This window comes from Pantoea sp. X-Soil-TKNS-1280 (genome assembly GCF_059730475.1).
The window spans coordinates 157,744-169,464 of the sequence record NZ_AP035962.1 but is presented as its reverse complement, the minus strand read 5'-3'; the positions used below and the strand labels follow the sequence as shown (position 1 = coordinate 169,464).

The window sequence follows — 11,721 nt, the reverse complement described above, 5'->3', positions numbered from 1 at the left end:
AGGGGACGGCCAGGTCCCCTTTGCTCGGTCGCCGCACCGGCGAGCTGAAACTCCCTCAGCCTAAGGCGAACGAAATCAGCTCAACCCCTACGCGTCAGCGCCTTTCCTGATAGGCCAGCCAGACCAGCAACTGCAAACTTGCCGAAAAGTAATTCTGATCCGCGGCCAGCTGGTCGCTGAGATACCCGGTTTCGCTCAGCGTTAAATCACGAATCGCCAGCAAACCGCCATCAAGGTTATAAGGCGCAGGCGTGTTCGCCAGCACATCAAACCACGCTGGCGTGGTTAAGCGACCATAGCCCTGCCAGACGCGCTGGAACGGCACCAGATGCAGGCTCTGCGGATCGTACCACCAGATATTGAGCGGAATACGAATCGCGTCATAGCTAAAGCGATTGGAATACCCCACCGCCGGCGCCACCGAACCATCAGCATTCAGCGCCACCCAGTCGAGCGGCAAACCACTTTTGCCAAAGTGCATATCTCCCAGCAAATCCATGCCATCGTCAATCAACTGATTCCACACGCGCAGATGACTGTGCTCGGCAAACTCACGCCAGGCGGGGAACAGGAAATAGGAGGGATTCAGCACGATAAAGCTGGTTTTATTGAAACCCTGCGCGCCCGGCAACATCACGGTATGCCCGGCATAGGTCATCACGTTATCCTTCACGATCGCGCGCTGAATGCGGTCCGAGGCCTGCTGATAATTACCGCCCCACTTCTGCGCCGCACGCTGCAACGCCCAGGCAATCAACACATCACCATCGGAGGCATTATTTTTATCGGCAACCGGATCGGCTGCACCCGGCGTGTAACGCCAGTAAAACAGATCGTTTTGCGGATTGCGCAAATGACGCTGCGTCCACTGCCACAGCTTATCAAAGGTGGCGCGATCGTCATTCGCCACCGCCAGCAACATGCCGTAGCCCTGACCTTCGGTATGGCTGACGTTGTTGTTGGCCGTGTCGATGATGCGGCCATCACTGCTCATAAAGCGACTCTTGAAGGTACTCCAGCCATTTGCGGCCGCCTGGGCGCTAAAAAACATCACCATCAAACACAGCATCCATTGACGCCAGAACGGCTTAACTCTCATCTCAGCATCCTATTGATATCGGTAGTGCAGCGTGCCGCCATCAAGTTTTTCCAGGGTAACCGGAACGGCTGCGCTGCCACCCTGCGCCTGCAACCATTGGGCATAGACACCCGCCAGTACCGCGCTAAAAGCCAGCTGCCAGCGTTCCGCGTCCACCAGGCTGTCACCCACCGGTAACGCATGGTGCTGAATCAGAATGGCGTTTTCTATCGGTTGTAACTGGGCAAAACCCCAGCTAAAACGCGCCAGCTGCAAATTGATTTCACGCTCCAGATCCTGCACGGTGCGCGCCTCCGGCAAAGGATAGCGCGCAGCCAGTGATTCGCCCACCTGGTTCAGGAAACCTTCAGCTTCCTCACCGGCATTATCCAGCATGCCTTCAACCATCACGCTAACCAGATCAAACCAGCCCGGCTGATGCGGATGGCTGACACGCGCTGCCAATTGCTCACTCATTAGTTATCTCCGAACATGTAACGGAAGTACAGATTCGCGGTGGTCTCGTTGTAATCGCCGAAGGTGTCATAACCTAACTGACCACCCACGGTGAGATCTCTATTGATCTTATAATCCGCACCGGCGTGCAGGTTATAACCAATGCCATTCTTGCTGTCGCCATCGTAGTAAGCGCTCTTGACGTCGCCCGCATCCGCCAGTGCCTGCAGCTCTGCCTGCAATGTCGGATCGTTCGGGAAGTAGGCGCTCCGGTCCTGGCTGTAGGACTGGTAACCAATCGAGCCACCAATATTCACCTTCAGGTCGTCAAACTTACGCGAGAAGTCGATAGGGAATGAGATCGACGCGTAGTTCTGCGGGCTGAAGTAACCGCCCTGACCATAGCTGAAGTAGCTGAGGTTTTTCGAGAAATCCATCCACGACAGGCTCATCCCCACTTTCAGTTCGCGGTCATCGTAGTGGAACGGACGCACATAAGCACCCGCTGTGGCCTGCACGCTGTTGTTGCTGGCGACGTTCTCACCCAGATAGCTGTAAGCACCGCCGCCAACATAAAAACCGGCGTCGCCGTTGTCGTAGCTCAGCAGCGCGTTGCCGCCGTTCTTCGTCACCTGACCCCATTTCTTACCGGTGGCGGTATCTTCTGCCCCCACGTACGACAGCAGGCTATCGGTCACCGCACGACGCTCACCGGTCAGGATCAGCGTCAGGAAATCTGTCAGTTTCGGCGACCATTGCACGCCACCGACCATCGTGCTCAGATCCTGGCCGAGCGGCGTACTACCGAGGTCAATTTTATAGCTGTCGCCTTTCAGTGCCAGATTCAACTCAACCCCGTTGCCTTTCTGCGAATTGGTCGAGGAGGACGGCACATCGGTGACTTCGGCATCACCCGCCGCTACCACCGCGCCCTGAATCAGCGAGTTAGTACCGAAGCGACGCCATGCATCGCCAGCCGCACTGCCCGCCGACAGAGAAATTGGCGTCATGGTGAAGTCGAAACGTGAATCGCCGAACGGCACGGTGGAGAAGGTCAGCGGTGCTTTGGCTTCGGTCAGCTTACTCAGACCCGATTCGCCATCACGCCCACGAACCTGCACGGCACCTTGCGTCCAGGTACCGGTTTTCTCCTGCAAATCGTCCATCATGTCGTCGATCTGGCGCAGCGTGCGGCTCTGCTGCACCGCCGGAGTATTGCTGGCCAGCGTCACGCCACTGGCGCTGCTGGTCGCATCCGGGGCGGATTGCCACGGCATCACCGCGCCATAGCTGGACGGGGTGCGCCCCACCGGTGAAGTGCTGCGGTTGATAAACGGGTTGTCGGCCAGCGCCAGACCACCCACGGTCGGCACGCTGCCGGATTGCGCACCCTGCAAGCCAATCAGCTGGCCGCGTGCGCTACGCAGATAGCTCATCGCCTGACTATGCTCGCCGTTGGCTTCCGCCACCCGCGCCAGCAGCAGCAGGCGATCCGGTGTCTGCTCATTACGCAGGCCACGCGCCAGGGTATTGGCGCGCTGCACGTCGTTCTGCGCCAGCGCCACGTTGATGGCCCCTTCGCGCGCATCCTGAGTCGGGGTGTCCTGAGTCATCAGGTAGTCATACACCACACCCGCTTCTTTATTCATCTTGCCGGACTGATAAAGACGCGCCATCGCAAACATCAGGTCGCGGTTCTGCGGATCATGTTGCAGCGCACCCACCAGCTTGTCATAGGCGGCAGCGTACTGTTTCTGCTCGCGCAGGCGATCCACTTCGTTGATAACGTAGCCATTACGAATACCGGCCAGCTGGGTTGGCGTACTGCGCGCCTGCAATTCCGGGCTGCTGAGGAAGCTCTGCGCTTCGGTAGTCAGGCCAGCCTGATTGAGTACCGCCACCTGGGCGGCATAATCACCGGCGTTGCCCTGCACGCCTCGCTGCATATTACTGCGCACCACTGAAACGGCGGTGGTGAGGTCCCCGGCTTTCGCCAGTTTCTGCGCCAGGTTCCCCGCATCCACCGGGTTAGCAGGCGGACTGGACGCCAGCGCGCGCAGGGTATTGGCGGCGGCGGCATTGGAACCCTGCGCCAGATACTGATCGGCAGTGTTCATTTGCAGGTTGAAGTTGACGCGTTGCGCCAGCTCACGCATATCGCTGCTTTTGCTGCTGTTGGGAATACGCGACAGCAACAGGCTGGCCTGCTGCCAGGCACCGCTTTCGCTGGCATTCAAAGCACCGGCGTAAAGCTCATTGGTGCTGGCACCGGTGCGCATCGCTGGCTGCATAATATTTGCCGCCATCATGCTGTCACCCTGGCCACGATAGATGCGCGCTAAGTCGAGACGCAGCCAGCCATCGTCAGGGAAACGCGCAATACCCTGTTGCAGGGTGGCAATCGCCGCGGCGTTGTTGCCTGCCGCCAGTTCCCGCTTCGCCTGCTGACGGATCGGGTCGGTGCTGCTGCCGCGTGGGGCCACGCTCTGACGCACGCTTTCCGGCAGCGATCCCAGTAGGGTGTTGGCCTCTGCGCTGCGGTTCTGCTGGCGCAGCACATAGAACAACCCTTCTTTGGCGTTACGGTTATCCGGGTCACCTTGCAGGATCGAACGGTAAGTTTGCTCTGCCTGTGGCAGTTGGTTGGTACGACGCAGCACATCCGCACGGAACAATTTGGCCGAGGTGCCCTGCTCGCCCGCGGCCTGAGTCAGCGGTTCGCTGAGTGCCAACGCCTGGGCGCTGTCACCATTTTTCAGCGCCTGCTGTGCGGTCGCCAGTTGCGCGTAGAAACGCGCATCGGTGGCCTGTTTTTGGCGCGTTGCACTCTGATCGCCACCCAACTGCGCTGCGCGCGTCAGGTAATCGGCGGCCTCGGAATAACGTCCGGCACGCTGCGCCACGTAGCCCATACCGGCCAGCGCATCGGCATCCTGCGGGTTCGCCTGCAACACTTTTTCGAAGTTGTTCTGGGCGCTGCTCACATCACCGCTGTTGAGGGCGGTAAAGCCTGCGCCTTTCTCGGCACCGCCGACATTTTTACGGTAGTAATCCATCACCGCGTTGTCCTGCGGGTGACGTTGCTGCCAGGTCTGATACAGCGAGGCATCGGATGCCTGCGGTCCCAGCCACAGCAACGCCTGGCGCAGCGAACGGTCGGCGTCTTTGTTGCCATCCGCCATACTTGCCAGCACATCGATCCCTTCGCGACGGGTGGATTCCTGATACGTCATCGCCTTGCCCAGCGCCAGTCTGGCCCCGGTATCCTGCGGATGCGCGGCAGCGAACTGACGCAGCGCCTCAACGGCCTGCGGCAGCAGCGTGCGGTCACCCGCCATGGTCAGATAATATTCGGCTGCCACGCTCGGCGGCGGCTCGTTGCCGCTGAAGGTGTTGCGCCAGGTCTGTAACGCGGCGGCGATATTGCCGCTGCGCGCCTGCTGACGCGCCAGTGACAGCTGCGACTGCGGAATGCTTTGCAGCTGACGTGCGTTGTCCAGCTCGGTGAGATGGCTATCGTTTGGTGACACCTGGCTCAGGCGCGCGCGCCATTGTGAAGCCGCCACGTTATCACCGCTTTGTTGTGCGTAAAGCGCCAGCAGATACAGTGCCTGGGTGTTATTCGGTTCCACCATCAGCACTTTCTGCAGCGAAGCCTGCGCCAGGTCGTCATGCGCTTTCTGATGCCAGTAAGCCGCCTGATCAAACAGCGCCTGTAGCGCAGGGTTAGTGCTCTCGGCCGCCAGCAGCGGCTGAGAGAGTGTCAGTGCCCCGCCCAGAATCAGGGCGTGGCGAATACCGGCGCTAATCAGATGTTTTTTCATTGTTTTTATCCTTACTTCTTGCCGGACTTGCTATCACCCTGCGGATTGAGACGTCGCCAGGCGTGACGTTTCAGCATCGCCCAGGCGCTTCCCCCCACCAGTGCCGATACCAGCAGCGCGGCCAGTGCCATCAGCACCGAGTGTTGGTTGGCATACCACACCACCATCATGTACCAGGGCATTTCACCACTCGGGAACTGGGGTCCGACGCGGAAACTGCGGATACCGTTTTCATCGGTGATGATGGCGGTGTCGCCGCGAATACCCGCGTTAATCCGTGCCGAGTTCAGGTCGTTATGCAGACGTGTCAGCTGATCATCGCTGGTGGCGACCGTCATCACCACCAGGCGATCCGGGTTCCACGGCGAGCGATAGCTGAGAAAGCCGCGCCAGGCTTCATTCGAAGAGAAGTAACGATCGGCATCCAGCTGCTGGCGATACCAGTCGCCGGTCAGCCAGCCGCGCAGCTTGTCCCAGGTGGTCGGGTCCTTCACCCCCAGCGTATTGCCGCTGGTCTCATAAGGTGTTCCCGCCAGCATCGCCTGGTTAAAGGCGCTGTTTTGCGTGGTGCTCACCGCCAGCAGATCGCTGTGCTCCAGACGCGTCAGATTGGTGCCGCCATTCGGCATGCCGAACAGCACCTGGTTTTGCGCCAGCGGTACGCCGGTGGCGTTACCGGCACGGGCCGCCATATCCAGCAGGGTGGAGATCTCCGCGTCGCTCGGTTTCTCCGGCAGCATCAGCGTGGTCTGGGCGAAATCGGCCAGACGCGAGAACGGGAAGGATGCACCAACGAAGTACGACAGGTTCGGCAGCATGGTGAAGTGACGCGTATGGCTCAGGTCGATCGACGAGTCATCTTCAATGCGGCTCTTGATGTTGTTGTTGAGCAACACGCCGCAAGGGGCATCCGCTTTCGGCTTGATGTTGAAGTACAGCGCCAGCTGGTTATCCCCGTAAATCAGATAGGGATCGAGCTTCAGCGTGTAGTTTTCCTGGCGTGCATCGCCACCCAGACGGTGCCATGCGCTTTCCAGCAGGCCGACTTTGTTCACCGTCAGGTTACGCAGGAAGGTGCCGTTCAGCATCACGTTGAGGAACGAGTTGTTCTCGTCGATCCAGCTTTCCGACGGGAAACGATAGTGCAGGTTCACCGGAATGGTGTCGCCGTCCCACATAAACAGGTCCGGCGCGGCACGGAAGTTCACGCTCAGCGCGTCGTGCCAGATGCCGGTGGTGGTCAGGCTCTGATCTTTACGCAGCAACTCGCTCAGACGCACTGGACGGCTGGTGTTAATCCAGCGCGGCGCATCATAAGGCTTACGCAAACCAATCGGCTGCGTCTGCACATTCATGCTGCTGGCATCGGTGGTCAGTGGATGCGTGGTGAGACGGTTCGCCGCCTGACGCAGCTGCGCGTCATCCGCGCCACTCACCAGCAGCAGCTTGTACACCGGGTTGATCGGGTTATCGACCATTTGCAGGGTCGGGCCGTTGGCGGCCGGGAACGTCAGCGGGCCGATTTTATCGCCCGGATGACCAAACAGAATACCGTTGTGTTCCGGCAGATCGCCGCGCACCACCGGGAAACGAATGCCACGGTAATCCGATTGAATACCCAGCCACGAAGCCACCAGCGCCGCCGCACTGACAGTATCCGGTGCCACATCATTGGCAAAACCCATGGTGACGGTGGCGGGCGTCATACGCAGCGGATCAAGAAATGGACGCGGGAAGTTACGCAGGGCGGTGCCGATGTTCAGCTGCTGCCCTTCCATGCTCAGCGTGGTTTTCGGCAGAATCGTCACCTGATACTGGCGGGCGCTATCTTTCTCGCACAGCAATTTGTCGGCGTCGTTAATCTTGAAGCTGAGGTTGTTGCTGGACACCACCATTGCCGCCGGGATATCAAGCTGGTAATCACTGACATCGCTGTCGCTGGAGCCGAGTGGCAGCGTACCCAGCGGCTGGCCGTTAAGCATCAGTTGCAGCGAGGTATTACGTGACGCCAGCGCCGCAGAGACGCGCAGCGACAGGTTGAGGCGCGCATTGGTGATCACCTCATCACCCGGCAGGGTGAAGACGATACCAGATTGCAACTGGCCGCCGGTCAACACGATCCCCTGCGGCTGGCCCATCTGCGCCACGGAAATCACGGCGCTGACCGGCTGATTCAGCGGTGCCGCAGCCACCACCGGTGCCGCTACCGGAGCGGGAAGCGGTGCGGGGGTCGGTAACACAATATCCGGTGCCGGTGCCTCGCTGGCTGCCGCAGGCGCATCGTTTTCCGTCGCCGGGGCATTTTCTGCCGGGACGTAAGGGGCACTGCCTGCCGCCGCTTTAAGCTGGGCATCCGCGTTGCTATCCAGCCCCTGTGGCGGGGGCACCTGTCCCAGGGCAGAGCTATCCTGCGTCACCGTTGCCGGGGTATCCGCCCAGGCAGGCACCAACAGCAGCGCGGTTGCCAGCGAACTTGCCAGCAACGTTTGCGTCAGATTCTTCATGCTGCGCTGTCCTCTTTCACGGCAGGCTGAGCGTCCTGCTTGCCTTTGTTGCGACGATCTTTCCATGTCAGCCAGAACAGCTCAAAAACGGTACGCACAATGGTGCCAATCGACAGCAGCGGGTTGTCTTGCTTGTACTGCGGCTGAATCCACGCATCGGCACGGGCCAGCACCACGCGCACCAGTTCGCGACGACGCGACAGCGGCATCGCTTCGAAACGCAGGCGAATAGTTTCTTCATCACCGGAAATTTTGCTCACCGGAATGGTGATGGCACCCGATTTCAGCAGCAGATCGATCTCTTCGATTTCATCAAACTCATGGCGACCATCCGGGGCGTCGAGCTGCGCGCCGCCCATCGACAGGTTGCTGGTCATGGTGCGTGATGAGATACCGCTGGCGTAGTGAATAATCGCCGGGATTTCTACCTCAATACGGATGGTTTTACGCACCTGTTTGGTTTCGCGCGCCACCGCAATCGCCGCCATCAGGATAATCAGGCTGAACACCGCCCAGCCGACGTTCAGGGCGATAACGTAAGGGTCCACGCCAAAATAGTTATGCATGGTGGCACGCACCACGCCTGCCACGATGCCCACCGTCAGCAGCGCCGCCACAATCACATGGGGACGCACGATATGGAAATCGAAGAAGCCCTGATCCAGTACCCCGCCTTTATCCGTGACGTTGAATTTGCCGTGTTTCGGCGAAAACATGGTCAGGATGGTCGGGATAACCAGGTGGAAACACATCACCGTTTCGTAAATCTCACCCCAGAAGGTGTAGCGGAAACGGCCATTCATGCGGGAGTTGACGTACAACGACATCACCAGATGCGGCAATACGTAGGCAAAGATCAGCGATGCCGACGAATGAATGATGTTAAGGTTAAACAGCAGGTACGCCAGTGGCGCAGTCAGGAACGCCACGCGCGGTAAACCAAACTGGAAATGCAGCATGGCGTTGAGGTAGCACAGACGCTGCTGCCATTTCAGACCACGGCCCAGCAGCGGATTATCGACGCGGAAAATCTGCGTCATGCCACGCGCCCAGCGGGTACGCTGAATAACGTGCAGACCAAGACGCTCGGTGGCCAGACCGGCGGCCAGCGGAATCGACAGGAACGCCGAACCCCAGCCCAGACGCTGCATTTTCAGCGCGGTGTGCGCATCTTCGGTGACGGTTTCAACCGCAAACCCCCCAATCTGCTCCAGCGCGCTACGACGAATCACCGCACAAGAGCCACAGAAGAAGGTGGCGTTCCAGTTATCGTTACCCTGCTGTACCGGGCCGTAGAACAGCGAACCTTCGTTCGGGATGCTGCGCGCGGCGCGCAGGTTACGCTCGAACGGGTCCGGCGAGTAGAAGTAGTGCGGTGTCTGCAACAGCGCCAGTTTCGGATCTTTCAGGAACGGTCCGACCGTCGCTTGCAGGAAGGTGCGGGTGGCGACGTGGTCACAGTCAAATACGCAAATCAGCTCACCTTTGGTGATTTTCATCGCGTGGTTGAGGTTACCGGCTTTGGCGTGGCGGTTATCGTCACGGGTGATATAACCGACACCAACATCCGCAGCAAACATGGCAAACTCACTGCGCTTACCATCATCCAGTAAATAGATTTTGAGTTTGTCGCGCGGGTAATCAATACATTGTGCCGCCAGCACCGTATCGCGAACCACATCAAGGCTTTCGTTGTACGATGGCACATAAACATCCACCGTCGGCCACAGACTGGTGTCATCAGGCAACGGTTCGATGGTACGTTTTAATGGCCAGGTGGTTTGCAGGAAGCCAAGAATTAAGATCAGCCAGACATAAAGCTCGGCAAGATATAAGCCGATGCCAAGAATGGCTTCAACCTCTGAATTAAATTGCAGAGTCTCCGTGGTGCGCCACCAGATATATCGGGTTGACATGAGCGCGGAGAGAATGACCATCACCACTGTTATTTTGCGGCTTTTGCTGAAGCCCATTAAAAACATCATACCGATGCTGATTAAGCCAAAGATATATTGTTTCTGGCTATCCATCGGCGTAATGATGATTACCGCTGCGACCGGTGCAAGCACCAGCAGCAGCAGGTAAAACCCGAGTTTTCTCATGATTCACCTGCGGAGCTGTGTTGTTTTTATTCGCGGTCTGGCAAGGCCAGACTATTAATAATGACTGCGAATGGGTGCCTGAACTTCGCCGTTACCCACGGTGATATTCAGGATATTGGAGACACGTCTGGCAACCAGCTCAATATCAAACGCTGCCGCAGATGCAGGGCTGAAATCAAAAACAGATTGCTGCGACGCATTGGCCTCCGCGACACTTTCATCACGGTGCACCACACCCAGTAAATTGTCCCCCAGACGCTGCTGCATAAAAGCAGTGACTTCACGGCTTATATTGCGGCGGTTATCGCTCTGGTTGAGAACAAAATAGTGCCCACGTTTATTATTCAGTGGCTGACCAATCATGCGGTCATTTTCAATTTGCGGCAGCAAAGAGACGGACGCGGTATCTGCCAGCATCACCACTAAATGCATATCGGCCAGTGCCGTCATCGCCTTTAATGCCGGACCCGGGCCAGGCGGAAAATCCGCAATGATCACCAGTCCCGGATAATTCAGCACAGTATCCAGACCACGCCGCAGGAAATGCGGATCTTTTGCCAGCCGCTCTTCAAAACGTTCACGCTGTTCTTCGGTGACGTCACCGTAAGGCATGACAAAAATATTGCCGCCGGTGGTGAGAATCGACTGACTCCAGTCTGCCTGCTCATCCGAGCGCGCCACAAAGCCGCGACCATCATGCAGCGGCACACCAAAATGCAGACGCAGTGCATTTTGTACGTCAAAATCGATTGCCAAAACTTTGCTGCCTGCGCGGGCCAGACTCCAGGCCAGGTTGGCTGCCATTGTGGTTTTCCCTACTCCCCCTTTAGGCGAGCACACACAAACTAACGGCATAGCGCAATCTTCTCCAGTAACGGTTTCAGTGGTGTCTCTTTCGACAGGTTCGCGGGCGCAGCTGGCCGTGAACGGAATAGTGCGCCAAAGCGTGACGGTGCCGCAGCAGGCTGCGGCGCAGGCGCGACCGGTGATACAAAGGCTGGCACAGGGGCAACGGCAGCCGGGGCCGGGGCCGGGGCCACTGGAGCAGGCACCGCCCAGGGTGCAGGTGCAGGTTCAGGTACAACCGCCTGAACCGGAGCCGCCGGGGCTTCAGCCGGTTTTGGCGGCGGAGGCGGAAACAGCGATGTGGTCGCCTGGCGCTCAACATGGGTCGCTTTAGGTGCCACTGGCATGATCGACGGCGTAGGCCGGGATGTTTCAGGTGGAAACAGCGAGGGTGCTGGCTGAGGCTCAGCCACCGCAGGCGCAGCTGCCACTACCGGGGTAGCGGCCAGGCTGTCGAGAATTGAACCCCGCACGCTGCTGGCAACGGGTGTCGCCTGCGGTTGCGGCGCAGGGGCAGTAAATTCGTTACCCCGAATTGGCTGCGGCTGCGGCAAATCAATACGCTGGCCACCACCTAAGGTTTCCTGATCTTCGTCCGCCGCCAGCTGACGAATAATCGCCCACTGACTTTGGTCCGCTTCCTGCGTTTGCCCAGACATATCCTTAAAAGCGATATCCAGCGTCTGCGTTTTTTCCTTAAAACGCTGCAAATCGTCGTAATTCTTCATGACCAGGGGCCTGTTAAGGAGGGGGAATTTTTCGCGAATATATCACATACCTTTAAACACAGTGAGAGAATTCTGATTATTAAAGCGTCGCATTCAATAAAAGAGTTTTATCTTTCTGATTGAAAAAAAGTAGCAATATAACGATCCATCTGCTTATTATCCGGAATTAATTAATATCGATTA

7 protein-coding genes are annotated in these 11,721 nt (G+C 58.2%); all 7 read right to left on the bottom strand.

Features of this window, described 5'->3' with window-relative positions:
- Positions 1-94 precede the first annotated feature (94 nt).
- The 7 genes from AC6I8X_RS00790 to bcsO are packed head-to-tail and all read right to left on the bottom strand — an operon-like array spanning position 95 to position 11,538.
- A complete protein-coding gene (locus AC6I8X_RS00790) occupies positions 95-1,099 on the bottom strand; it encodes a family 8 glycosyl hydrolase (protein ID WP_313683864.1) in 1,005 nt (334 codons plus the stop codon).
- 9 nt (positions 1,100-1,108) lie between these two features.
- Complete coding sequence (gene bcsD / locus AC6I8X_RS00785; protein WP_299455468.1) at positions 1,109-1,555, bottom strand: cellulose biosynthesis protein BcsD; 447 nt, start codon at positions 1,553-1,555, stop codon at positions 1,109-1,111.
- Positions 1,555-5,358, bottom strand: a complete 3,804-nt coding sequence (locus AC6I8X_RS00780) for a cellulose biosynthesis protein BcsC (RefSeq protein ID WP_313683860.1) — start codon at positions 5,356-5,358, stop codon at positions 1,555-1,557. Before AC6I8X_RS00780 ends, bcsD begins: the two co-directional genes overlap by 1 nt.
- 11 nt (positions 5,359-5,369) lie before the next feature.
- Positions 5,370-7,862 (bottom strand): cellulose biosynthesis cyclic di-GMP-binding regulatory protein BcsB, encoded by a 2,493-nt coding sequence (gene bcsB, locus AC6I8X_RS00775; RefSeq protein WP_497840406.1) that lies wholly within the window; start codon positions 7,860-7,862, stop codon positions 5,370-5,372.
- A complete protein-coding gene (gene bcsA / locus AC6I8X_RS00770; RefSeq protein WP_299455475.1) occupies positions 7,859-9,964 on the bottom strand; it encodes a UDP-forming cellulose synthase catalytic subunit in 2,106 nt (701 codons plus the stop codon). The genes bcsB and bcsA overlap by 4 nt, the downstream gene beginning before the upstream one ends.
- A 54-nt stretch (positions 9,965-10,018) precedes the next feature.
- Positions 10,019-10,819 carry a cellulose biosynthesis protein BcsQ gene (gene bcsQ / locus AC6I8X_RS00765; protein WP_299455477.1) on the bottom strand — a complete coding sequence of 267 codons (801 nt, stop codon included), beginning with the start codon at positions 10,817-10,819 and terminating at the stop codon, positions 10,019-10,021.
- Entirely contained in the window at positions 10,810-11,538 is a 729-nt protein-coding gene (bcsO, locus tag AC6I8X_RS00760) for a cellulose biosynthesis protein BcsO (RefSeq protein ID WP_497840405.1), read from the bottom strand. Before bcsO ends, bcsQ begins: the two co-directional genes overlap by 10 nt.
- Between the last annotated feature and the right edge of the window lie 183 nt (positions 11,539-11,721).

Bases quoted from the DNA above. Each gene is read 5' to 3' on its own strand.
- bcsQ (WP_299455477.1), bottom strand. From the start codon at position 10,819: ATGCCGTTAGTTTGTGTGTGCTCGCCTAAAGGGGGAGTAGGGAAAACC.
- bcsO (WP_497840405.1), bottom strand. From the start codon at position 11,538: ATGAAGAATTACGACGATTTGCAGCGTTTTAAGGAAAAAACGCAGACG.
- bcsA (WP_299455475.1), bottom strand. From the start codon at position 9,964: ATGAGAAAACTCGGGTTTTACCTGCTGCTGCTGGTGCTTGCACCGGTC.
- AC6I8X_RS00790 (WP_313683864.1), bottom strand. From the start codon at position 1,099: ATGAGAGTTAAGCCGTTCTGGCGTCAATGGATGCTGTGTTTGATGGTG.
- bcsB (WP_497840406.1), bottom strand. From the start codon at position 7,862: ATGAAGAATCTGACGCAAACGTTGCTGGCAAGTTCGCTGGCAACCGCG.
- bcsD (WP_299455468.1), bottom strand. From the start codon at position 1,555: ATGAGTGAGCAATTGGCAGCGCGTGTCAGCCATCCGCATCAGCCGGGC.
- AC6I8X_RS00780 (WP_313683860.1), bottom strand. From the start codon at position 5,358: ATGAAAAAACATCTGATTAGCGCCGGTATTCGCCACGCCCTGATTCTG.